Annotated in this window: 21 protein-coding genes; 7 read left to right on the top strand and 14 right to left on the bottom strand. The window is 62.1% G+C overall.

Translation table 11 applies throughout. From position 1 onward, the window contains the following. Positions 1-7: 7 nt before the first annotated feature. From D6B98_RS00470 to D6B98_RS00455, 4 genes are all read right to left on the bottom strand, one after another. Entirely contained in the window at positions 8-1,216 is a 1,209-nt protein-coding gene (locus tag D6B98_RS00470; protein WP_205680429.1) for an isochorismate synthase, read from the bottom strand. A 64-nt stretch (positions 1,217-1,280) separates the two neighbouring features. Continuing rightward, entirely contained in the window at positions 1,281-2,411 is a 1,131-nt protein-coding gene (locus D6B98_RS00465) for an ABC transporter substrate-binding protein (RefSeq protein WP_126255847.1), read from the bottom strand. A 90-nt stretch (positions 2,412-2,501) separates the two neighbouring features. Next, positions 2,502-4,871, bottom strand: a complete 2,370-nt coding sequence (locus tag D6B98_RS00460; protein WP_126254992.1) for a TonB-dependent siderophore receptor — start codon at positions 4,869-4,871, stop codon at positions 2,502-2,504. 155 nt (positions 4,872-5,026) lie between these two features. Further along, entirely contained in the window at positions 5,027-5,875 is an 849-nt protein-coding gene (locus tag D6B98_RS00455) for a helix-turn-helix transcriptional regulator (RefSeq protein ID WP_126254991.1), read from the bottom strand. 430 nt (positions 5,876-6,305) lie between these two features. Between D6B98_RS00455 and D6B98_RS00450 the strand changes: the two genes are divergently transcribed. Beyond that, positions 6,306-7,247, top strand: coding sequence for a 1-phosphofructokinase family hexose kinase (locus D6B98_RS00450; RefSeq protein ID WP_126254990.1), 942 nt, complete (start codon positions 6,306-6,308; stop codon positions 7,245-7,247). 105 nt (positions 7,248-7,352) lie between these two features. Continuing rightward, the gene (ppsA, locus tag D6B98_RS00445; RefSeq protein WP_126254989.1) at positions 7,353-9,821 is read left to right on the top strand and encodes a phosphoenolpyruvate synthase; all 2,469 of its coding nucleotides are present in this window, start codon (positions 7,353-7,355) and stop codon (positions 9,819-9,821) included. Between the two features lie 771 nt (positions 9,822-10,592). Here the strand turns inward: ppsA and D6B98_RS00435 are convergent. The 4 genes from D6B98_RS00435 to D6B98_RS00420 all read right to left on the bottom strand — a co-directional run bounded on the left by D6B98_RS00435 (position 10,593) and on the right by D6B98_RS00420 (position 14,976). Further along, positions 10,593-12,542 carry a S8 family serine peptidase gene (locus D6B98_RS00435; RefSeq protein ID WP_126254988.1) on the bottom strand — a complete coding sequence of 650 codons (1,950 nt, stop codon included), beginning with the start codon at positions 12,540-12,542 and terminating at the stop codon, positions 10,593-10,595. A gap of 47 nt (positions 12,543-12,589) precedes the next feature. Next, on the bottom strand, positions 12,590-12,820 hold the full coding sequence (locus D6B98_RS00430) for a hypothetical protein (protein WP_126254987.1): 231 nt from the start codon (positions 12,818-12,820) through the stop codon (positions 12,590-12,592). A gap of 62 nt (positions 12,821-12,882) precedes the next feature. After that, positions 12,883-14,052, bottom strand: coding sequence for a hypothetical protein (locus D6B98_RS00425; protein WP_126254986.1), 1,170 nt, complete (start codon positions 14,050-14,052; stop codon positions 12,883-12,885). A gap of 96 nt (positions 14,053-14,148) precedes the next feature. Beyond that, complete coding sequence (locus tag D6B98_RS00420) at positions 14,149-14,976, bottom strand: AfsR/SARP family transcriptional regulator (RefSeq protein WP_126254985.1); 828 nt, start codon at positions 14,974-14,976, stop codon at positions 14,149-14,151. A gap of 1,399 nt (positions 14,977-16,375) precedes the next feature. On the opposite strand from D6B98_RS00420, the gene D6B98_RS00410 reads away from it, so the two are divergent. The 4 genes from D6B98_RS00410 (at position 16,376) to D6B98_RS00395 (ending at position 19,700) form a co-directional block, all read left to right on the top strand. Beyond that, the gene (locus D6B98_RS00410; RefSeq protein ID WP_126254983.1) at positions 16,376-16,570 is read left to right on the top strand and encodes a hypothetical protein; all 195 of its coding nucleotides are present in this window, start codon (positions 16,376-16,378) and stop codon (positions 16,568-16,570) included. Positions 16,571-17,517: 947 nt separating this feature from the next. After that, a complete protein-coding gene (locus D6B98_RS00405; RefSeq protein WP_245481203.1) occupies positions 17,518-17,874 on the top strand; it encodes a hypothetical protein in 357 nt (118 codons plus the stop codon). Between the two features lie 241 nt (positions 17,875-18,115). Further along, the gene (locus D6B98_RS00400; protein ID WP_126254981.1) at positions 18,116-18,928 is read left to right on the top strand and encodes a sensor histidine kinase; all 813 of its coding nucleotides are present in this window, start codon (positions 18,116-18,118) and stop codon (positions 18,926-18,928) included. A 238-nt stretch (positions 18,929-19,166) separates the two neighbouring features. Continuing rightward, positions 19,167-19,700 carry a DUF1003 domain-containing protein gene (locus D6B98_RS00395; RefSeq protein WP_126254980.1) on the top strand — a complete coding sequence of 178 codons (534 nt, stop codon included), beginning with the start codon at positions 19,167-19,169 and terminating at the stop codon, positions 19,698-19,700. 10 nt (positions 19,701-19,710) lie between these two features. Here the strand turns inward: D6B98_RS00395 and D6B98_RS00390 are convergent, their stop codons facing one another. Both D6B98_RS00390 and D6B98_RS00385 read right to left on the bottom strand, forming a co-directional pair. After that, positions 19,711-20,082 (bottom strand): signal transduction histidine kinase, encoded by a 372-nt coding sequence (locus tag D6B98_RS00390; RefSeq protein WP_126254979.1) that lies wholly within the window; start codon positions 20,080-20,082, stop codon positions 19,711-19,713. A 12-nt stretch (positions 20,083-20,094) separates the two neighbouring features. Further along, positions 20,095-20,613 carry a hypothetical protein gene (locus D6B98_RS00385; protein ID WP_126254978.1) on the bottom strand — a complete coding sequence of 173 codons (519 nt, stop codon included), beginning with the start codon at positions 20,611-20,613 and terminating at the stop codon, positions 20,095-20,097. Positions 20,614-21,060: 447 nt separating this feature from the next. Between D6B98_RS00385 and D6B98_RS00380 the strand changes: the two genes are divergently transcribed. Further along, a complete protein-coding gene (locus tag D6B98_RS00380) occupies positions 21,061-21,738 on the top strand; it encodes a Crp/Fnr family transcriptional regulator (protein WP_126254977.1) in 678 nt (225 codons plus the stop codon). A gap of 145 nt (positions 21,739-21,883) precedes the next feature. Here D6B98_RS00380 and D6B98_RS00375 read toward each other — a convergent pair whose 3' ends face one another. From D6B98_RS00375 to D6B98_RS00360, 4 genes are all read right to left on the bottom strand, one after another. Beyond that, positions 21,884-22,642 (bottom strand): DUF1236 domain-containing protein, encoded by a 759-nt coding sequence (locus D6B98_RS00375; RefSeq protein ID WP_245481201.1) that lies wholly within the window; start codon positions 22,640-22,642, stop codon positions 21,884-21,886. A 112-nt stretch (positions 22,643-22,754) separates the two neighbouring features. After that, positions 22,755-23,000 (bottom strand): hypothetical protein, encoded by a 246-nt coding sequence (locus D6B98_RS00370; protein WP_126254976.1) that lies wholly within the window; start codon positions 22,998-23,000, stop codon positions 22,755-22,757. A 98-nt stretch (positions 23,001-23,098) separates the two neighbouring features. Beyond that, the gene (locus D6B98_RS00365) at positions 23,099-23,452 is read right to left on the bottom strand and encodes a phasin family protein (RefSeq protein WP_126254975.1); all 354 of its coding nucleotides are present in this window, start codon (positions 23,450-23,452) and stop codon (positions 23,099-23,101) included. 201 nt (positions 23,453-23,653) lie between these two features. Continuing rightward, on the bottom strand, positions 23,654-23,890 hold the full coding sequence (locus D6B98_RS00360; protein ID WP_126254974.1) for a hypothetical protein: 237 nt from the start codon (positions 23,888-23,890) through the stop codon (positions 23,654-23,656). Positions 23,891-24,090: the final 200 nt, after the last annotated feature.

Here is a 24,090-nt window from a genome sequence, read left to right as displayed (position 1 = left end):
GCGGGCCTCACGCGTCGAACCTGCTGCCATCGATGCCGAAGGCGTCCAGCATTGCGCGGAACTTTGCCGAGGTTTCGGCCAGCTCACCCTCCGGCGTGGACCCCGGCACGATGCCGGCGCCGGCATAAAGCCGCGCGTGTCGGCCCTCGATCTCGGCGCAACGGATCGATACATGCCAGCGCCCGTCGCCCGCGGAATCGCACCAGCCGACGGCACCGGCGTAGAACTCCCGGTCATAGGGCTCGAGCTTGACGATCTGGTCGTGCGCGAGCCTGCGCGGCAGGCCGCAGACGGCAGGCGTCGGATGCAGGAGCCCTGCGAAATAAATCGACGACAGCGAAGCGTCCTTGAGTTGGCCGACGATACGCGTGCCGAGGTGCCACATGCTCGACGTTGCCCTCAAACAGGTGCCCTCGGGCGCCGACAGACCGACGCAATAGGGTGCGAGCGTATCGAGAACGGACTCGACCACCAGCTTGTGCTCGCGGCGATCCTTGTCGGAGGCGAGAAGTCCGGCGCCGGCCTTGCGGTCCTCCTCCGTGTCCCGATGGCGACGGGCGGAGCCCGCGAGCGGATGGGAGCAGATCTGCCCGCCCCGCTTCTCGACGAGCAGCTCCGGCGTTGCGCCGATCAGGCTACGGCGCTGATGCCCGCGGGTCGGCAGAGGGGTCGCAAACACCGTAACGCTGTCGTCCGCGGAAAGCCTGCGCATCAGGTCGGCCGCCGAGAAATCACGGTTCGCCGTCACCTTGAGGCTGCGCGACAGGACCACCTTGCGCAAGCTGGCGTCCGCCGCAGTCAGCTGGCCGAGCGCGACAGCAACAGCATGAGCAAACTCGGCGGCAGCCGGATCCGCATCGACCGACAGGATCCCGGCCGCGCCTGCTCTCGCGGATGCGAGCCCGTCAAGGCCGGGGATCGCGCCGATATCATGCCTTCCCTGGACGCGCAGAACGCGCTCGGGCTGGACAAGATGCGAGGGGCGCCCCGGATCGAATGGCAGGGCGCCGACCAGGACGTCCGGGCCCTCCGTCCGCTTCTCGAAGAAGCCGGCGGCACGCGCCGCGAGGTCGGCAAGCGGACCATCGCCCAGCGTCGCGATCTGGCCGAGCGCGAGCATCGTCTCCCCTGCCGTCTTCATGACAAAGGGAATCGGACGGGCGAGGGCGGTCTCGGTTGACGCCTGTTCGTCGATCCAGATCAGGGGGGGCGGCATGCTGCTCTCCAGTCTTCTTCGTGGATTGGGAATGTCGGTTGCCCCTGCCCCACCGCGTCGATCGTCAGTCGGTCCAGTAGGTCCCTGTGAGCGGCACGGCCATGAGGCTGTTGAGCGTCCCTCGCGTCGTCTCGACATCGAGATCCTCAAACAGCTCCGGATGGGTCCATCTCGCGATCAGTTCGAGCGCCAGCACGTCGAGCGGCGAATTGAAGATCTGCTGCGACAGGCCGTGGACCGCCCCTTTCGTCGCGGCAGGGATCGTGCGAAAGCCCGGCCGGGCGAGAAGCCGCGCCATGGAGTCGCGCGTCTGCTTCGCATCGTAGTTCGGACCGATGAGAAGGCCGCCCCGATGGGCCATGTATTCGCCGCCGCCTGCGATGTAGACCTCAGGCTTCGAGGCGAGCACATATTCCAGGCTGATCTGCCCGGACGGCTTGCCGGCCAGGATATCGCCGATATTTCGTGCGGCCGCGAATTCGATGAACTTGCCGACACTGCCGGAACCGGGCGAATTGCAGCAGGGCTCCTGCATCGAGGCATGCGTCTCCATGAAGACGACGGGGCGGCCGGATCGATCCGACTTGGCGATGCGCGCCGAGATCAACGCCTTGTGGTGCTTGCGAAACGCGATGACCCTGTCGGCCTCGGCCTGCCGACCGACGGCCTTGCCCAGGATGTCGAGGCTGCGGTCGGAATTGGCCAGGGGATCGGCGACGAAATCGACGAAGATAACGGGAATTCCGGCCTGCTTGAGCTGCCCGAGCTGCTGCTCGGCCGGATGCGAATAGAGCGACAGCACCACCAGATCGGGATTGGCGGCGATGATCTGCTCGGCGATCATGTCCTGGGCGCTGCTCGCCGACCTCGGCAAGGTTGCGATCGCCGGAAACCTTTGCCGATAGGACGCATAGAGCTCGCGGCCGAAGCGGTCGACATCGTGCGGCCAGGCCGCGACGAGGCTGACGGGATCGTCGGTCAGAAACGAGAGCGCGAGGATCAAGCGACCATCATCCACCACCACACGGCGCGCCGGTGCTTCCAGGGCAACGGTCCGCCCCTTGAGATCGTTCAGGACGATCTCGGCGTGCGCGAACGCCGGCATCGCCAGCGCGATCAGCAATGCGGAGATCACCGCGATCGGCCTTCGCGGAACGGTACGTGCCCTGACGGGGAAAGTCGCCTTGTCCATCATGATCGTTTCCAGCTTCGAGATCTCAGCGGCAACTTTCGTCAGACAGCCCAACCCCGGCACGCCAGCCTCGAACCATTGCATCACGCAAGCTCACCATTGATATTTGATCGTTCCCATCGTCGCGCGGCCGCTGCCGTAAAAGCACTGCGTCGAGGACGCGCAAGCCGAGACGTATGTCTTGTCGAAGACGTTCGTCATGTTGAACGCCAGTTTCCAGCCCTTCAGCTGCGGCGATAGTCCGTGGAGATCGTAATGCAGCATCAGATCGGCGAGCGTGTATGCCGGAACGATCATCGCCATCGAATTGATGTTGTCACCGTAGGATTCACCCACGTAGCGGATGCCACCGCCAAAGCCGAAGCCCGCCAGCTGTCCGCTCTGGAGCGTGTAGTCTGCCCACAGTGAAGCGGTATTGGCGGGAGCGCCGACGGGCACCTTGCCCTGGATCGCGATGCCGCTGACCACCTGCGTGCTCCTGGTGATCTCGATGTCGTTGTGGGAGAAAGCTGCAATGAGGTCCAGGCCCGGCAGCGGCGAGACCTTTGCACTCAGTTCGATTCCCTTGGAGCGCACCTGACCCTGTTGAATCTGGCAATAGAGGCCGGACTGCGTACATGCGGGATATTTGGAGTAGAGGTGCGTCGAGTCCATCGTCAGGACGTTGTTCTGGGTGATGTCGTAGAGAGACAGCATGAACATGCCGTTGAAGCCTGTCGGCTGGTACTTGACGCCGATCTCGTACTGCTCGCCGGTCGTGGGCGCAAAAGCCGCGCCAGTGTAGTCCGTCCCGATGGTCGGCTCGAACGAGGTCGAATAGCTCGCATAGGGCGCAAGGCCGTTATCGAACAGATACGTCGCTCCGGCGCGCCAGGTCGTAGCCGAATCCGAGGGATGGCTGCGATTGGTATAGGCGCCGGTGGTGATCGTGCGAGTATCCGAGAACGCGTTCGCCCAGTCGTTGCGAACACCGAGCACCAACGCCAGCTTGCCGAGCCGCATCTGGTCCTGAAGATAGACGCCGGTCTGCTCGCGGTTCTGCACCGTCTTGGTCGTCAGGTTCGGCGCGACGATCGTTCCGTAATTGGGGTTGAGATAGTTGACGTTGGTGGACGTCCCGTTGCCGAAGGTCGCATCGGCGGAGGATGTCTGATAGTCGGCTCCCATCAGCACGGTGTGCTGCAGCCAACCGGTTGCAAATCTGGCTTCAACCTGATTGTCGATCGCGGCGGCCTGCAGCGTTTCGAGATAGTGCGTGGTTGTGCGCGCAAGGCAGAGGTTGGCTGTGGTGCCGGCGCCGCAGGTCGAGCCGGCGCCAAACCCGGTCACCGACAGGGCCTTGAAGTCACTCGATATGTTCATGTAGCGGAAGTTTTGTCGGACCGCCCATGTATCGTCAAAGCGATGCTCGAGCTCGTAGGCGATCGAATCCTGAGTACGGTCGTAGGTGTTGTAGTTCGGATGACCTGCAAAGAAGCTGCGCGGGATCTGTCCGTTCGGGTTGGCCTGCAGCGTGCCAAGCGCGGGAAGCGTGTTTGGCTGATAGCTCGATGGATCGCGATCGTGGACGGCCCGCAACGTGAACGTGGTGTCGAGCGTCGGCCGCCAGGTCACCATCGGCGCGATCAGCTCGCGTTCGGTCGTCGTATAATTGACTTCGGTATCGGCTTTGCGGGCAAGTCCGATCAGGCGATACAGCAATTGCCCGTCCTTGGTCAGCGGTCCGCCGACATCGAAGCCGCCTTCGATTCTGTTGTGATCGCCAAACCGCGTCATCACTTCGCCCTGCGGCACCGACGTCGGGCTCTTGCTGATCAGATTGACCATGCCGCCGAGATTGTTCTGGCCATAGAGTACCGAGGCCGGCCCGCGAAGGACTTCCACCCGCTCGAGCAGGTAGGGATCGATCGACGGCATGGCGTAGGAGACGCCGCGCGCCAAGCGCAGACCGTCCCAGAAATGCAGGAAGTTTGCGTTGGCGCTGAAGCCGCCAAAGCCGCGGATGAACACGCCGTCGAAGCGATCGCCGACGCGGGTCTCGGAGACGACACCGGGCTCATAGCGCAGCGCCTCGGCGACGGTGCGGACTCCCTGGGTCGCCATCTGCTCCCTCGTCACCACGGTGATGGATTGCGGGACCTCCAGGATGGACGCATCGGTCTTCGAGCCGGTCGCGCTACGGTGCGCCACGACGCCGCGCACCGGTCCGCGCGCCGTCTCGTTCGCCGCGCCGGATTCCGGCGCCGGCTTCGGCTGTGCGGTCGCGGCGCGAGGTGCCGCCGGCGGAATTGCGTGCGAGGTCCTGCGCGCAGGCCGCGGCTTTGAATGCTCGACCACGACCGGCGGGAGGCTTGTGCTGCTGATGGCCTGGGCGCTCGCGACGCTGACGGCTTCGATCAATTGGCCGGTGGTGACCAGCACAGAAACATGGAGAAACCACTTTGCGCGAAACGTCCTCATCATCCTCAAACCCGCACGACCCCGGCGGAAACAACTTCCGCACGAGGGCCGTACTGACACGGCGCCCGCAGGCGAACCAGAGGCGGACTTTCGTTTGCCGGACTCTCGCTTTCGATCAAGTTTAGGAGACCTACAGACTGCCCGGCATGCGCCCGTTGTCAGCGCAGGCGGCTGGGCGAGACGCCGAAACGTTTGCGGAAGATGGTCGCGAAATGGGCAGCGCCGTATCCGACATGGAACGCCGCCTGCGACACACTCATCTCGCCGGTCGATATCAGCTGGTAGGCCTGCTCCAGTCGATATTCCTGAAGGAAGCCGAAGACGCTTGCGCCATAAAGGCTACGAAAACCCGCGCTGAGCTTTCTCACGTTCAATCCGACCTGCTGCGCCAGCGCCTCCAGGCTTGGCGGCTCGCTCATTGTCGCAACCAGGATATCCCGTGCGCGACGAATCCGTTCGATATCCCGAGATGCCAGGTTGGCATCGCAAACGGCGTCGCTGATACAGGATGAGATCGCAACCGCCACGAGCTGCATGGCCTTTCCGCACAGATACAGTTCGCGTTCCGGGCCACGGATCGGGCAGTTCGTGATCTGCGCGACAAGGGCCCGAAGCGCGTGCCCGACCGGACGTGACGCCAGCCTGGCCCCGGTGCCGCCGCGAGTCGCGAGCGCCTCGAGGGATTGGTCAAGCGCCGCTGCCGTCTGCGATCCAAGGACGCTTTCATCCATTTGCACGATCAAATAGCGTATCGGGACGTTTGCGGCGAAGACCTGATCACGGGCAGCATCCGCCGAGCTCCGGATCACCAGGACGGTCGGCCCGCACACCTCGCGCGCGCTGTCGCCTCCGATGCTGATCTGGAGCCGGCCGCTCAAAAGGACCACCGTCTTGATGCCCGCACGCAGGGCTACGTTGACCCGCTTCGGCTCGTCAAAGCGATTGACGCCGGCAGACAGGATCATCGCCCCGGAAAGCATGAAGAACCGCTCTTGCGCACTTTCCATGTTAGCTGCAATCGTAGGCCTTATCACCGCGCCCCGCCAATCAAGCTGATTGCGTACCCGTCTCCCATGGAGATCGGCCAGCACAACAGGTGTGCCATTGAGCTATTTTAGGTCTATCGGCCATACCAGCGCTACGACAGTACACTAAATCGCTAAGATGTGACGACCGATCGTCGAATAGCAGATATCAAGATACTCCAGAATAGCGACGCGCCGCAGTCTTGTAGGTATTCTAATCTACGAACAGTTCGAAGAGGTTCCGCCAGCTGATCGCCCGCTGCCGTGCCAAGTGAGCGGCAATGGCTCCTCGGCTCGATTCTTCGACGGACCGACGGCGCAACATCGGCCTTGATCCAGATTAAACTGGCGCATGCTCTGCCGGATATCCTGCGAAGCCGATATTCCAACTCCAAGCTGATACAGACAGGTCATGCCGGACATCGCCACCGTCACGATCAATCCCGCGGTCGATGTGTCGACTTCGGTCGAACGGATCGTTCCCGTCGCGAAGCTGCGCGGCACGTCGCAGCGGCGCGATCCCGGCGGCGGCGGCATCAATGTCGCGCGCGTGATCAAGCGGCTCGGCGGCCGCGGCGTGCGCGCGATCTATCCGGTCGGCGGCGCGACGGGCGATTTGCTGCGCCGCCTGCTCGACGCGGAGAGCGTTGACAGCCAGACCTTCCAGATCGCGGGTGAGACGCGGGAGGATTTCTTTGTCCACGAGCAGTCGACTGCGTTGCAGTACCGCTTCATCCTTCCGGGGCCGACACTCGTTGACCGCGAATGGTCGGAGTTCCTGCAGCTGATCGCCTCGCTCGATCCCTTTCCCCGCTTTGTGGTCGCAAGCGGCAGCTTGCCAGGCGGCGTACCTGACGATTTCTATGCGCGCATGGCCGCGATCACCAAGCGACGTGGATCCCAGATCATTCTCGATACGTCGGGAGCGGCGCTCGCTGCGGCCGTTGCAGAAGGCGTCGACCTGATCAAGCCGAACTTGCGCGAGATGCGCGAATTGACGGGCACGGAGCCTCGGGACGCCGGTGAATGGGTGGCGGCCGCCCGACGCATCGTCGAGATGCGGCAAGCGTCGATCGTCGCGCTGACCATGGGACATCTGGGCGCGGCGCTGGTCACCCGGGACCGCACATGGCGGGCAAAGTCTCTGCCGATCATCCCGCAAAGCGCGGTCGGGGCCGGTGACAGTTTTCTCGGCGCACTGGTGCTGCGGCTCGCCTCCGGCACCGATCTGGGCGCCGCCTTCCGCTACGCGATGGCAGCGGGTGCCGCAGCCCTGCTCAATCCCGGCACCGAGCTGTGCCGGACCGCGGATGTCGAACGGCTGGCCGAACAGGTGGTGATCGAAGAAACGTAGCTGACGCCTCCATTGATCTTTCGCAACACTGTACAGCCCGCCTCCCCCCACATTGTCGATGCGGATCGCGCCCCCGACCGGTGCCCTGGAATGCGGAGCAAAGAGATGAGCAGAAATCCCTATGTTCGCTGGTTCAAGGACATTGGCCTTCACGATGTCGGCATGGTCGGCGGCAAGACCGCCTCGCTGGGCGAGCTCTATTCGACGATGTCGCGGCGCGGCATCTCAGTGCCGAACGGCTTTGCGCTGACGGCAGCCGCCTATCGCGCCGCCCTCCTGCAGCAGGGCGCCTGGGAGGAGTTGCGCAAGCTGCTTGCAGGCCTCGACAAGCGGCGTATCGCTGACCTCGCCCGGCGGGGTGCGGCGGCGCGGGACATCGTGTACGCCGCAACGGACGTCGTCGAGCTGAGGCAGAAGGTCGTGGAGGCCTATCGGCAGCTCGAGCAGGAATACGGGCCGAACGTTGCGGTCGCAGTCCGCAGCTCGGCCACCGCCGAGGATCTGCCGAACGCGAGCTTCGCCGGACAGCATGACAGCTTTCTCAACGTCCGCGGCGAGCGCGCGCTGTTCGAGGCTTGCCGCCGCTGCTTCGCGTCGATCTTCACGGACCGCGCGATCTCCTATCGCATCGACAACGGCTTCGACCATTTCAAGGTCGCGCTCTCGGTAGCCGTCATGAAGATGGTCCGGTCCGACCTCGCGTCCAGCGGCGTCATCTTCACTCTTGATACGGAATCCGGGTTTCGCGACGTGGTGTTCGTGACCGGCGCCTACGGGTTGGGCGAGAACATCGTGCAGGGCGCCGTCGAGCCGGACGAGTTCTATGTCCACAAGCCGACCTTCAACGCGGGCTTCCGCGCGGTCCTGTCGCGCCGGATCGGCGCCAAGGACAAGAAGATGATCTATGCGCGGGGGCGCACCGCCACGCGCAACGTGCCGACGTCGCGCCGCGAGCGCGAGGGCCTTTGCATCTCGGACGACGACGTCCTCAGCCTCGCCGAGAGCGCGATCATCATCGAGGACCATTACTCGAAGAAGGCAGGACATCCGCTGCCGATGGACGTCGAATGGGCCAAGGACGGGACCGACGGAAAGCTCTACATCATCCAGGCCCGGCCCGAGACGGTTGCATCCCGCCGCACGCCCGAGGCGCTGGAAAACTATATCCTGAAGCCGAACTCCGCGGCTTTGCTCGGCGAAGGCCGCGCCGTCGGGGAGAAGATCGCCGCCGGCAAGGTCCGGCTGATTGCCAGGAAGCAGGATCTGCGCGCATTCAAGCCGGGCGAGGTCCTGGTCGCGCCGGCCACCAGCCCCGACTGGGAGCCGGTCATGAAGATCGCCGCCGCGATCGTCACCGAGCATGGCGGCCGGACCTGTCATGCCGCCATCGTCGCCCGCGAACTCGGCGTTCCCGCCGTGGTCGGGATTGCAGGCATCACCAGGAAGGCGAAGACCGGGAAAACCGTGACCGTATCCTGTGCCGAGGGCGATATCGGCCATGTCTATGCCGGCCGCCTGCCCTTCGACGTCGAGCGAGTCGCGACCGGGGCACTGAAGAAGCCGCGCACCAGGATCATGGTCAATCTCGGCAATCCGGAACTCGCCTTCAAGACCGCCATGATGCCGAACGACGGCGTGGGCCTGGCGCGCATGGAATTCATCATCAACCAGCACATCGGCATTCACCCCATGGCGCTGGCAAAGCCGAAGCAGGTGAAATCCGCCAGGGACCGGCGAATGATCGAGCAGATCACCCGGCGCTACAAGAAGCCCTCGGACTTCTTCGTCGAGCGCCTGTCGGAGGGCGTGGGCACGATCGCGGCCGCGTTCCATCCGCGTCCGGTCATCGTTCGCCTGTCCGATTTCAAGACCAATGAATATGCCAATCTCAAAGCCGGCGCGGATTTCGAGCCGCGGGAGGAGAACCCGATGCTCGGCTTCCGCGGCGCGGCCCGCTACGCCCACCCCGCCTACGCCGCGGGCTTTGCACTGGAATGCGCCGCACTGCGGCGCGTCCGCGACGACATGGGCCTGACCAACCTGAAGGTCATGATTCCGTTCTGCCGGCGGGTCGAGGAAGCCCGCAATGTCATCCAGACCATGGCCGGGCATGGCTTGAAACAGGGCGAGAACGGGCTGGAGATCTACGTGATGTGCGAGATTCCCAACAACGTCATCCTGATCGACCGGTTCGCGGAGCTGTTCGACGGCTTCTCGATCGGCTCGAACGACTTGACCCAGCTCACGCTGGGCGTCGACAGGGATTCGGACATCGTCGCCTTCGACTTCGACGAGCGCGATCCCGGCATGCTGGAAATGCTGAGACTCGCCGTCGAGGGCGCCAAGCGCAACCGCCGCCATATCGGCATCTGCGGCGAGGCACCGGCGAACTATCCGGAGATTGCACGGTTTCTGGCCGGGCTTGGGATCGACTCGATCAGCGTCAATCCGTCCAGCATCCTCCGGACCATCGGCGTCGTGTACGAGGCCGAGCAGAATGCCGACAATGCCGGGGAGACGAGCCGAAGCGGCCAAGGATTTGACGCGCTGAATCACGCGTCCCTCAGACACTGATCGTGGCAGCTATGAGGGGACTTCAGGGATTGGGTCACGACTTCGCATCCTCGCGACGATTTTCGCCCGAGCTTTGCTGGTTTACTTCACCCTCTCGTTCAAGAGGGCGCAGGGAAGACCGGGTGCTGACCTCGCACCCGCGGTCTGCTGCGCAAAATGCACGCGCAGAAAAACCGCACAGCAGCATACAGGTGGTGCCGATCACTCGGCCTTCCCTGCGCGGTGGTCGGACGGCTTATGCCGTGCTCTCCCGGGAGCCGAACTTTCCTTCTGGCCTCCCTCGTCCTCGCGGAATTCACCGACACCGCGCCGGTTGACGCAGATGCCGCCTCCGCAAGAGCTTGACCGTAGCAACGACGGCCAGGACCACACGGTTTTGCCGTACGCACGGCCCGCCATGTCGCCGCAGTTTTCCCGGCCCTGTCGACGGAGCCGGAAACTTACAGACGAGACGAAACCTAGCAGCGCCGTTCGTCCGCGCGCGGCCACGGGCTCACCGGGGACTACCCGCCCTGCCCGCGCCTCTCGCGCCCGACGCTGCCGCGTCCACCGCAAGCCCGGCTCGCGAACAAGACGACGACGTGATCGCCCCTCAAGGTGAGCCGGGATGGGCGGTGGTATACGTCATTTCCGAATTTCGGTAAAGTGGAATATTTTTGCGGCGAGGGGTTGACGGGCGGCGACACAGGCATTTGATTTCTTGCCACGGCGCAATAAGAGCGCGGGGCACAGCTCGTGCTGTGCCCCGCGGCAAGGTCACAAGGACGCGCGTTACAGCAATCCGACCTTGTGCATGATCTGCCGGATCTGAGCTGGATCAGGATCCATCATCATGGGGGCGACTGTCGCGCTCGCGATCTGTGCCGGACCGCGCATGACGTGGCTCGAACCGTTCTGCATGGGACTAATGGAATGCGGTGCCGGCGCGCTCGCCGGAATCATGCTCGGTGCTTCGACCGGCCGCAATCCAAGCAGACGACGCAGCGTTGCCAGCGAGGGATCGGTTCCGGACGCAGCGGCGGCAACCGGCGCGATTCCAGTTTCCAGGCCGAGCGCCCGCATCGCGTTCGGCAGTCCCGCGCCGGCACGATTGGGGTCACCGAATTGCAGCGGCGTCGCGGTATCCTTCAGGATCTGGAATAGCCGCTCGACCCGGCGTGCATCGCGATTCTGGAAGCTGCCTTTGGTGAAGTCCGGATGGTGCGCCAGCACAAGCGCGGCCAGGCCCGTGACATGTGGCGTAGCCATCGAGGTACCGTCCCATGCACCGAAACCATCGGCGGGAAGCGATGAGACGATCGCCACACCCGGCGCGCAGACGTCGATCTCCGGCCCGAAGCAAGAGAACTTCGCCGGGAAATATCCATCGCGGCTCTGGAAACCATCGAGGGCTTGCTGCGAATGATAACTGTCGTCGGGAAACTCGCCCCACTTGCCCAACGCGGCGACCGCCAGGCAATGCGGCGTCGAAGCCGGAAACTGCACCGGCCCCGAGGAATTCCCGGCAGCAATGATGCAGGCCATGCCCCTTTCCTTGGCGCGGACGATTCGTTCCTCGATGATCCGCGACGGCTCGCCGCCACCAAGGCTCATGTTGGCGACGTCGATGCCATGCTCCATGCAATAATCGAGCGCAGAGACGAGATCGCTGAACCGGCCACCCGGGAAGATCCGGCAGACATGGATTTCCGCCGCGGGAGCGAAGCCGCGGATACCGCCGCCTGAGCCGATGGGTCCGCCGGCGATGATTCCAGCGCAATGCGAGCCGTGGCCGATCGTGTCAATGGTCCACGCCGTCTTGTCATTGCCGACAATGCTGGTGCCTTCCCTGATGCCGCGCAGGTTGCGATGGGTCGGCGCCAGGCCGGAATCGATGACCGCGATCTTGATACCGGCGCCATCAAAGGACGGCGGCAGACGATCAAGGCCCATCGCGCGCTCACCCCAACCCGTCAGTTGCTGGCCGGGGAAGCTCCGCAAGACCGCGCCAAGCGCCCTCACAACGATCCGGTTGACACTGTTGGGAACGAGCTGCGGACGATCGAGCCAGAAGGTCCAGTAATCGACTTTCGGTTTGACGAGAATCGAGCGGATAGTCTCCGGAGTTTCGCCCTGGAGTGTCAACGTGGCACGGCCGGTGGCGTCGGTGATGCCCTGTGCCGGCCACATGCTGCCGAACACATAGACCTCGGCTTCGGGCAGCGGACCGTCCTGGCCCAATACTTCGATAGTCGCAGTGAAGCCGTCAGCCAGCGGCGTCAGCACCCCCGGATTGGGAAGCTGCGGCGTGGTGGGGTCGAGCATGTAGGTCAGCCGCTCGTCACGCTCCACCGCGCAACGCTGTCCTGCCTGGGTCTGCAGCAACCTGGCCTTGTCGGGAGTCATCTTGGCGAGGACCAGCGGACTGAGCGGCACTTGTCCGAGATCTGCGCTCTGAAATCCGAACAGGCGCGGCGCAGGCACCGTCTTCACGACTTCGATGTCGGGGCTGCTGGTGAGCTGCTGGGTCAGAAAATCGATGCTGAAGGTCGCAAGCCCGGGTTGCTGCTGCGGCGCGATCATGAATTGCGCCGGGCGCGATCCGATCGTTGCGGGCCCCTGCCCGCGTGCCGGTGACGGGCTGGTGCCTTGTTCGGGAAGCGCACCGTTGCCGTTTGTCGTCAGTTCGGACGCGCCGTGCTCGCCCTGCGCGGAAGTTCCTGATTTGCCTTTTGTGGCCATCTGCGGCCTCCTTGATGTTTTGCGTGTCCAATGTTTGCCCACCGAAATCAGTCGGCATCGAATGGCTTCAGCGCTGAATCCGGTTCAACCACGAGCGTGGCAAACCTCGATTTCAGGCGATCGGCCTGTGTCTGCGTCATCGAAAGGATGACGACGTCGGGTGCGACCTGCGCGACTCGCTTCACGCCGGGTTCACGCTGCAAGTGTTCGCTGAGCTGACCGGATTGGACCGGGTCTCCCTGCACGATGAATTGCTGCGACGCGTTTGAATCCGCCATCTGGTTTCCATTCTCGTCTGTGCGTAGAGGGCGGGCGTTCGCCCGCCCCCTGCGCGTTGGGTCTAGTGCATCGTGCCACCGGGCTGGCCGGCGTTGAAGACGCCGAGCTGGCGGCCGATATCCAGGCCGGTCTGGGCACCCTGGCCGATCTTCTTGAGCACGCTCCAGAAGCTCTGCAGCTCGATGTCGGAGACCTGCGCCGCAGCAGGTTGAACGCCGGGCTGGCCGGCGTTGAACACGCCGAGCTGGCGACCGATGTCGAGGCCGGTCTGGGCGCCCTGGCCGATCTTCTTCAGCACGCTCCAGAAGCTCTGCAGCTCCATGTCGGAGACCTGTTCCGGCGCGGGTTGAAGTCCGGGCTGGCCGGCGCTGAACACGCCGAGCTGATGACCGATGTTCACGCCGGTCTGCACGCCCTTGCCGATCTTCTTCAGCACGCTCCAGAAGCCCTGCAGCTCCATGTCGGAGACCTGCTCCGTCGCTGGTTGAAGTCCGGGCTGGCCGGCGCTGAACACGCCGAGCTGCTTGCCGACATCGAGGCCGGTCTGCACGCCCCGCCCCAGCTTCTTCAGCACGCTCCAGAAGCTCTGCAGCTCGATGTCGGAGACCTGCTCCGTCGCGGGTTGAAGGCCGGGCTGGCCGGCGTTGAACACGCCGAGCTGGCGACCGATGTCGAGGCCGGTCTGGGCGCCCTTGCCGATCTTCTTCAGCACGCTCCAGAAGCCCTGCAGCTCCATGTCGGAGACCTGCTCCGGCGCCGGTTGAAGGCCGGGCTGGCCGGCGTTGAACACGCCGAGCTGCTTGCCGACATCGAGGCCGGTCTGCACGCCCCGCCCCAGCTTCTTCAGCACGCTCCAGAAGCTCTGCAGCTCGATGTCGGAGACCTGCTCCGTCGCGGGTTGAAGTCCGGGCTGGCCGGCGTTGAACACGCCGAGCTGCTTGCCGACATCGAGGCCGGTCTGCACGCCCTGGCCGATCTTCTTGAGCACGCTCCAGAAGCTCTGCAGCTCCATGTCGGAGACCTGCACCGAACCTTGCGGCGTTTCCGGACCGGCGGAAAGCGGCAGGAAACCTCCGCCGATGTTACCTATCATGCCGCCGATATTCTTTCCCCTTTTGCCGCCGAGCAGGTTGCCGATAACCCGTCCGGCCGCACCGCCGAGGATGGAGCCGAATATCCCCTGCGGATCCAATTGGCCGTAGTCCTCATATCCTTGCTGTGTTCCAGTCATGATCAAAGTCTCCTGATGAAGTGCCTGACCCGCGAGCGACACGCGTTCCCTAAAGGGAGTCGGGATCACTACGCACGATTGTGCGAGCGGCTAAGGCTACGACCAGGATCGTGATGCAGGCGTCACGCCGAGCGTGAAAGTTGCGTCAATGTTTTTGGCTCGATGCAATTTGAGTGAGGCAGACCGCAGGGGGGCAGCGTGGAACGTGCGGCGGATTTCGCGCTGCAGCTGCTCGGTCTCCCGCTCCGGCACTGCGCGAACCTCCCGCCACAGCACGGAGCGGCAAAGATCGTACTGACGCAACGCGTCGGTCCGGCGGCCTTGCTGCGCGTAGCAGCGCATCAATATACGATGGACTTCCTCCTGAAGCGGGTCGACCGCAAGAATACGCAGCGCGAGTGCGATCGCTATATCCGCGTGTTCGCGCCCGTCGGCGTCCAGCAGGCCCGCAAGCGCCTGCATCGCCTTCGTCCTCAGTCGTTGGCGCTCGGCGGACAGCCAGGCTTCGAACTGGCATGAGGTCGAACTGATGCCCTCGAGAAGGTCACCCCGATAAAGCATCGCCGCGCGAGCCAGTCGTTCGGGATCTCCATCCGTCAGGAGCCGCTCGAACTCCGCGACGTCGGTACTTATGGCGTTCGGGCAGATGCGGATGTCGTCGCGTTCGGCCGAGATCACATCGGAATATTGCGGCAACTCACGCCGCAATGTGAGCAGAGCTTGTCGAAGGCTGGCGCGCGCGCGATCGCCGAACTGACCGTCCCACAACAGGGTCGCGAGCTTGCCGCGAGAAATGGCCCGAGGGGAACTGAGCGCCACATAGCCCAGAAGAGTTGCAGCCTTGCGACTGGAGATCAAAACCGACTCGCCGGAAACGCGCATGACTTCGACACCGCCGAAGAGATTGATCTGGAGCAGCGACATTGTCCTAATCCTTCGGTCATTGTCCTCTGTCCCTCATTCTATCCACGGCCGAACACTTTTCTTGTGATCATGATCACCAACGATTCGGACAACGCCTACCGTCCGTACGTCATCGACCAAGTCGAAATGCTCTTACGGCCACCATACAACCTGAGTTAGACAAAGCAATGGAAGTCGCTTGGCGCCGATTCAGCAATTTGTGAGACCACTTATTCTCAATGTGTGAGATAGCCCATAGGCAAAATGCGAGTTGTCGGCGCCGCGATCGGTCGCATTGACGCGTTCATCGACGACGAAGATGGAACCGCTGAAGGACGTTGGCACGATATGGCACACCCAACGCCGTGCAATGGTCGTCACCTCGTGCGGCGGTTGCGTGTGAATGGCGCACCATTCGGAAATAATAATGCGAACTCTTATGCAACTGAAAATCAATATGTAATTCAAGACCGACCGCTTAGAGGTGGAGCCGATCTTCAACAGGATCGGCACGCCGGCTGGAAGGACATTGGAACGAGAGAAGGCGAGTGACCTCAGTGCCGTCATGCATCCGGTGCACCCGGTCGGCGGCGCGATCCGTTGGTCGGGGGCGACGACAGGGAATGAGCAGCAGGGACGCCCGCCGTTAATGTCCTTCAGTCAGATTTGCTGCCAAACTTCGCAACTCTGCGGGCGTGCTCCCATAGCTCAACATTGCTGAAATTCGTGAGCTGCTCGGCAAGTCTCTTTGCAGCGTCATCGTCGACACACTCAAGGTCGACAGCTCTGATGTGGTGGCCGTCTCGAGAAATGAGGTATGCTTTGTAGTTCGACATAGCCAATGCTCCGTGCTTGGGCGGGAGCCTGCAGCACTCTCTGTCACCGCTAACGGCCGACGACGGACGGTGATGCGTCAATGTGCTCTGGCTTTGTGTTCAGACCGCGTCCGAACTCGATCATCGGGGTAGACCGGCCTCGAGCGCCTCAGTTGCTGTCCGCGCTGACTTCAATTATTCGCTTTCGATCCAGTTTCGCTTGCCACACTCGCAGGTGAACATGCGGATTGTGCGCGCTGTCCGGGGCACCAGGATGCTGGTGACGAACTTGGGTCGCCTCCCGCAAGCTGAGCAGGTCAGTGCGATCGACGCCTGTGACGGTTGGTTTTCCATGGGTGCCTCCCTTTCATGAGCGGGAGCACTGTCGGGTCTCTCAGCCACCGAAAGCCCAACGGACAGGGCCGGTGATCACGACAGAACGGCCACGAGGCCATATGGTTGCAAATCATCGATGGATGGCTTGTGGGACAGGGGCACTGTCTCGCATTTACTTCCCTGGCCGACAATAAGGCTTGCGTTTGCTGCGCAAGAGGCAGCCATTAATGATCTCGCGCGCCACGCTGCCAAATCCGTTGGAGGGCGCAATGAACGACTACATCAATCACGAAAATATCCGGCGCTACAAGAAGCTCATCGCCATCGGCGAAGGTGACCCGCATCGGGATGAGGCTCGTCACCAGACGTTGATCCGGCTTCTAGCCGAAGAGGAAGCCAAGCATACGAAGCCAAATGACTGGCCCGACGACGTGGAGGCCGGCGTCCCCGGCCGTCGGAGCTGACAATTGGCGAACTGGGTGGAGCCCAGGCTGCGGCATGGATGATCCGGCCACCTCGGTTCCGTCAGGCATCTCGCCTGCGGCCACAGCAGGCCAATTGCGACATCAAGCAATGTCCGCCCGCCTTGCGCGGTGCCACCGGCACGCTCAGTGCCGGATCCAATCGGGAAGTGCTCGACGCCGAAGTCAGTTCCCCGGGGCGAAGCTGCCTACGGTTCTCCCTTTGGAATTCATGGCGAGTGAGCAAAACGATACAGCGGCGGAACTCCGGTTGGTCCATTCTTGATGGATGTCCCAGATCTCCCCGCTCTCAACGAGCCGCTTCCCAACCACTCCCCATGGCCACAAACCTGTCCGTGACGATATGCTTTGCGGCTTTGAGTTCCCTTCCTTTGAAGGACCAGGGCTGGACTCCGAGAAAGCTCGAGCTCTGGAAGACCCGATCCGGTCACTCATCTGGCTTGGCTGGATCGACGGAATTTCAGGCATTGAGAAGTGACGCAGATGCCGCCCACTCTCCTGATGGAGGAATCGGAGATACCGTCGCCGCCCTGCGACAAATGTGGCGTGCCTATGAGGCATCTCGTCGATCTTCGCAGCGCTGGCACCCGCCCGGCTCAACGGATATTCCGTTGCGATAATTGCTGCCAAGTCGTTTCAGAGCCTGGGTGAACGCGTCCGGCAATCGTCGGGGACGGCTTATGTCTCAAGAATGATGCGAACTCAGGCATCACGGGACTCCATCTACGCCTCGATCAAGCCACGCTCATGAACCGGCTTATCGCAGGCTAGAACGACCGCCGGATCCGGCCTTTGGAGCGGAGCGGGACGCGCTCTTGACGTTGCCGGCGGATGAGGAGGCGAAGGAGCCTCAGCCGAAAGGAGGCGTTCTCTTGCCGCGTTGAACCGCATCAAGGAACGGCGTGCTCCAAGTTCGAAAGGATACGATCATGAACCACCAGATAACAAAAGGCGCGGCTGCCGTCGCGCTCTTCGGTGCGGCGATGCTCGGCTCGGTGCTGCCTTCGGGGGCAGCTCCGATCTCGGCGAGCATGGCGCTTCCGACACAGGCGGCTTCTTCATCCGAAGTGACCGAGGTCTACTACAGACGCCACCATCGTGGCCGCTATTACCGCGCTCCGGGGGCCGCAATCGGTCTCGGCATCCTGGGCGCTGCGGCTGGAGCCGCCGCCTACGGAGCCTACGGCAGTGGCTATTACGGGCCGAGTTATTCGCCGGGCTACTACACGCCAGGCTACTACGGCGACCCGTATCCCTATCGCCGCCAATACTACGCCCCGTACTGAGCGCACGATCGACGTTGTTGTGCGACGGTCTTCATCATGGACCGTCGCACTCAACACGGCTGCGAGGCTCATCAGGAGGCCCCGCCTACTAGCGGGTACCGGACACAGCGAGTACAGCGAGCCCAGCGAGCAAGGCACAACGTCGGGTGCCGGACATAGTTAATTTGCACTAGCTTGATCTTCTTTTGCCGTTCCAGTTCATCCCGCAGTTGCAGTGAGAATTTCCCAGGGGACCGACGTCATGATCGACGAAGACTCGTCAGGCGGTTCGGAACCACCTCCGGGCGTGATTTTTCAGGATCCGGATCAATGCCTACCCGCTGCGGAGCTGACGGATTACCGGCTCATCGCGGCTCGACTGCGAAAGGCGCTTGCGAAGAGCGAGGCGCTGCTTCTTCAAAAGGACGAATTGATCCGCAGGCTGGAACTGTTGAAGGCGGAATCCGACCATCGGCTGTTGAACGATCTCCAGATGACCATCAGCCTTCTTTCGCTGCAGAGCCGTAATTCGATCAACTCCGAAGCGGCTTCACAATTGAGCGCGGCAGCCAGTCGTGTCTCCATGATTGCGCGCATCCACCATCGCCTTCATTCCTACGACGGTGTGAGAACCATCGAGTTCAAGAAATTCCTTCAGGATTTCGGCCTCGAATTTTCTGCGATGTCGTCGTCGGACGCCTCCACCGGAAGAGTCAGCGTCGAAGGCAGTCAGATCGATCTGCCGGCCGTCACCGCCATTCCGCTCGGCTTCATCGCCAACGAGTTGATCACGAACGCGGCAAAATACGGCAAGGGCCGGATCGCGATCAGGTTGGAGCCGGATCCGGAACATGGCTATGCGCTGTCCATCTCCAATGATGGCCCGGCTCTGCCCGAGGGCTTCGACCCCGGCGAAAGCAAAGGGCTGGGAATGAAGATCGTTCGATCATTTACCGACCAGATCGGCGGCGAGTTGCGGATCGAACGTGGCGCCGACGGTCAGGGCGCGCGATTTACCGTGCTGTTTCCGGCACCGGTCGTCCAGCCGCTTTCGCCAACTGCCGCGACCAGCTGAGGCGGCGCTGAAATCCTTGCGGTACACTTCTTCTCCTGGCCCGGCGCGACTACCCGGATCGACCAGCGAACCTACCGGCGATCGTACGACGCATCCGTGGCCGCTTTCCTGCAATCCAGGCGATTGCCACCGCGCTGGAACGCGTGTTTCCTCGTTCCTGACCGAAGCCGGACTTCGTCGAAACGTGCAATTCGCAACCTCTTTGTTTGGCAGGCCCTCTCAACTGTGGATGCAACAAATGAGCAATGAGCAAAGCCACAAGGTGCACCTAAGTCCCGAAGACCAAGAGCGGCTGCGAGAACTTCGGGCGCAAAAGCCAGCCCGCAACGTACCCAAGCTCGCACTGACGCCAGGCGCGATGCTTGCCGACCGGGTTGCCGAAACAGTTGGTTCTTGGCGCTTCATCATCATCCAAAGCGTGCTACTTGGCATTTGGATCACGCTGAACATGATGGCATTCATCAACCGCTGGGACCCTTATCCCTTCATCTTGCTCAACCTGGTTCTTTCTTTCCAGGCCGCTTACGCAGCGCCCATCATCATGATGAGCCAGAACCGTCAATCCGAGATCGACCGCAGGCACGCAGAACACGACTATCGGATAAATGTGAAGGCTGAACTCGAGATCGAACTGCTGCACAACAAGATTGACGCCTTGCGTGAGCAGGAAATCCTGCAGCTACTGAACATCATTCAGCGTTTGTCCGCACACCTTGCGCCCGAGCTTGTCGCAGCGATCGAGGCCGAAGCGGTGCCCGGCAAGACGAAGTGACCCTGCGATCTCAGGCCATCCTATGAAATGCCGGCGGCAATGCCTCTCGCACGAGTTGACTTAGATTGAGAGCCTCGCCGCTCTCCGTAATGTCAGAGAAGAGTATCTCGACAAAGGGATGCTGCCGGTTGAAGGCAGGGCCTCGCTGATATTTCGCGCTCGCAATGCGCTGAAGTGCGGCAAGGTTCAGCCTGCCGAGGGCATTGTATTGATCGCGAAACAGACTTTGTCGTCCTCCGCGATGCTCGACCGACTCCGCCCAGACGTCCATCACCTTCCGGCCCATGAACGCCTCGACCTGCTCATTTCCCTCCTGAGCAAGCAGCCGCAACCCGTCCATGGTATGTGGTCCGTCATCGACCCGAAACTGTGTAAGTGACATGGAAACCTCCTGTTATGGGCGTCCGGTTAGATCGGGCAGCCCGTCGCCAACTGCGCCTCCCTCATCGTCCCACCGTGACAGAGCCAAAGTGAACGATCTCGCTTCGGCGGGCATGTCGTCCGCCAGAGGCCTTCTGCCGCGACCGGCGTCGTCCTTGTGGTTATGAAGAAATCGCGCGATCTGGCCGCGGAGCGCCGCCGTCTCCAGCAACTTGCCGATCGACCCGGCGGTGTCGAAGATCTCCCGTTGCAGCGTCGTCGGCAGGGCGTTCCACTGCATGATGATGGCTGCGCCAAGACACCGCAGAATAAGCTCTTCTTCGGCCGCAAGGGCTAAGCCGTGCGATCTGCCCTGTTCCGCGACCTGCACTGCATTGTCATACTCGTCCGCCAGTCCCTGCTCGTTGTCGGCGAGCGAGGCAAATCGGTCCTGCTGCTCCTGAAGTCTGAGGATCTCATCCGGGTCGGTCGAACCCTTGATCAGCTCGTCGTACTCGGCTGCCTTTTCGCGGTATTGCTGAGATCTGAACATGCTGGGCTCCTTCGCTCGAACTCTCGGCCCATCGCCGGCCACCCCCGACCGTCAGACTGAAATAGATGTGGGGATCGAAGGTTCGAATAACGAGCCCCGGCGGACAAATAAGACAGCACGAGAGTGAGCAATATTGACCAGCGCGCCGGGCTGCCGAGCCCGCATGCTGCCCGTCGCCGCACGATCATCTGCATCGATGCGCACCGCCTCGTTCTCCCGATCTCAGGCAAGGCAATCGCATATGCGAGCGATCTCGCCTGTGGCCATCCTTCGAGACGCCCGCCATTGGCGGGCTCTCAGGATGAGGACCGGGTGCGATGCGCTTGGGGACGCGCAAAGTCGGGTTTCCTGTAGAACTGATGAAGATCGGCAGGTAGTGTTTGACAGCAGGGCAACCCCCGCAAGTTGACCGAGGTCGGACAAGTTTGTGAGTCAAAGGAGGCTCTCGTGGCAAAGCCAACCAAGGACGTCTTCGACCCCAAAAAATTCCTCGCCAAAGTGGGCGCGGGGAAAGCGATTCTCGAGCTTCCCAGGAACCGGCACGTGTTCCAGCAAGGCGATGTCGCAGACTCCGTGTTCTACATTCAAAAAGGGAAGGTCAAGCTGACGGTCGTATCTGAGCAGGGTAAGGAGGCGGTTGTCGCAATTCTGGAGCCCGGCCAGTTCTTTGGCGAAGGATGCATGAACGGTCATCCGTTACGCATCGCGACGACGACAACGATGGAAGACTGCGTTATCACGTCGATCACCAAGGATGCGATGATGGGGGCTATTCGTGACGAGCCGAAATTTTCACAGCTCTTCATGTCGTATCTCCTGACCCGGAACAGTCGGATTGAGGAGGACCTGATCGACCAGCTCTTCAATTCGAGCGAGCGGCGGCTTGCTCGACTGCTGTTGCTGCTCGCGAATTTCGGCAAGGAAGGCAATCCGCAGCCGATCAGCGCGAACATTAGTCAGGAGACATTGGCGGAGATGATCGGGACCACGCGATCTCGCGTGAGCTATTTCATGAACAAGTTTCGCCGGCTCGGCCTCATCAGCTATAATGGACACATCGAGGTCCACAATTCGCTTCTGAGCGCTGTCTTGCACGAGAAGCCCCTGCTCCGAGAGCGCGACTAGCAGGACGGTTCAGATGGAAGACTCCTGCTCCGCCCGCGGAGGAGAAAGCAACACCACGCGCAGCATCCGGTTCAGATATTGAGGGCGGCTCTCGAGCCGCCCTCTCGCGTTTTGCAGCCGCTTGTCGCGAGGCTGGCGAGCTAGCCTAACCCTCGATGATGTAGACGATCTCATGCGTGCGCGGGCGAAGGACAAGGTACTTGCCGTTCACCAGGATGAAATCGTATCCACGCCATTCCGGATAGATTTCCACGATACGTGACGGCATCGGATAATAGCGGACGCCGGCGGGGACAGCCGTTCCGATCGAGAGACTGAAGTTGACGTTCGTTACTTCCTCGACCTTCTCTTGCTTCATTGCCGAGGTTATCTGCGAGCGCTTCTCGGCGGGAGGAGCTGCCGTCGCCGCGGTTGCCGCATGTCCCGTCGTCCCACTGTCGGAGGTCGACGGCTTGGTCTCGGCAGTCGGGGTTTTCACGTCCTTTGAGGTGGCGGTCGAATCGACTGCCTTTGCCTTGCCGTCTGCTTTCAGCTCGCTTGCCGCCTTGCTGTCAGGAGGTGACTTCGATTCAGCTGTCGGATTCTTCATATCCTTCGAAGCGGTGGTCGGAGCCGTCGAGTCCGGAGCCTTCGACTGGCCCTCAGCTTTCTTGTCGCCCGTCGTCTTTGCATCCGGCTTGCCCTGCACATGTTGAGGCTTGCCCTCTTTTGACGTAGTGCCGGGCGGTAAGGTCTCGGCTCCCTTTGCCGCTGGTGCGTTCATCGGCATCGCAGCATCGCCTTTAGGCGAGGTGGCAGCCGGAGATTCCTTCGCGGCTCCCTGATTGACGCCCTGCGCTGTCGCCAGCCCTGTCGTGGCCAATAGCGCCGCGACAGCCGCAGAAACCATTAAGGACTTCTTCATCTGATATTTTCCAATTCAAATTGCATTCAAGCCGACGAAGATCGGCCATAGGAAGGAACGGGTCTAACAAGCCATAGTTCCGCTGCCGTCTTCGGTTGCGAGCTCGGCGCCGTCAATGACGATGCTGCCGGTAGTCGAGCGCGGTCAGTCCATGGATGGCACGCTCGCACAGCTTGTCGGCATCGCGCTCGCCGTCGCCTGCAGCCTGCACAATTCTCCTGGCTATGATCTCTCGATCTACCTCCAGCTGGCCGATGTGCTGAAGCGTTCGACACGCCAGCTCGTACGCCGCGTTCACGGCGGTTACCTGCTCCGGGTCAACGGACAAGCTTTCGAAAATCGGATTGACACTGGTCATAACGCTCCTCACGGCCCGCTCGCTTGCGACGCTCGTTATGCCTCGCGATGAACCAGAGCCACTTTGCTCCGGCACCGCGGGACAGACATGCAGACATGTCACCGATTTGTCGGCGCCATCTTCGCAACGAGCTCAGCGAACGGCTTGTAGGACTGCTTGGCAAGATCGCCGTAGAGCGCGCCGATCTTCTGCGACTCCGCAACGAACGTGTCATAAGTTGACTTGGCGAAGTCGGCCTGGACCTCCATCGCCTTGTCGAGCGACTTCACGCCCGAGAGCTTCTCGACAAACAGCCTGGTGTCCTCAACCGACTTCTTCGTGTAGTCCCCGTAGGCAGTGGCAATCGCAAGGAAGCCCCCGGGAAAGGCGCTGGACGGAGCTCCTGTATCGGGTTGATCGTTGCCATTCGGTTGCTGCGGCACATTCTGCTTGGTCCGGATTTGATCTGACATTTGTGTTTCCTGTTGGTGGTGGTTGATCAACGTCGCCCACCACCGATGGTTGCTTCAGGGCCCTCAGTTCTCACCGGTTTGTAGCGCGGCTTGCGGTCGTGCGACGAACAGCCGCTGTGACTGCGCGGGCCGCGACATTTTCATCGCTGGTGGCTGACGATGTGCCGGCGGTGGCCATGAGAGCGGCCTGACAATCGTATTCTAAAAATGACTCGAAACGTGAAAGCGGGTGTTTGGGGTAACCAACGCGGGTTCGGGGAGGTGATCAATATTGGTCAGCGCAGCAGCAGGCATGGTTCCAAGATGGCGCATCACCGCTCCAAGTGGCATCCACCGGTGACTGGGAGTTTCGCGCTCCCGCCTGATCAAGGCCAGCTCCATGACCGTCCAGCCATCGATGCGTCGCAAATGCCAGACAAGCCTGATGCTGGCGCGCATGACGCCCGGTCCCGCCGGGTTTTGCATTGATACCTTCGAATCTCCCGCTGGTGATCTCCACCGGCTCCTCGACGAGGCAGTCGACCCGATGAAATGCGCAAATACTCTAGCTTGGCTCCGGGGCGAGCTGCGGGCGCCGACATAGCCCGCGCGCAACCGAAGCGATCAAGCGCTGAAAGCCTCGACGTGGGCATTGCGGC

Origin of the sequence: Bradyrhizobium sp. LVM 105, from assembly GCF_003957705.1 — a bacterium.
Classification (GTDB): Bacteria; Pseudomonadota; Alphaproteobacteria; order Rhizobiales; family Xanthobacteraceae; genus Bradyrhizobium; species Bradyrhizobium frederickii.
Note: the sequence above shows the minus strand (reverse complement) of the source record. Positions and strands in the feature narration are given on the sequence as shown.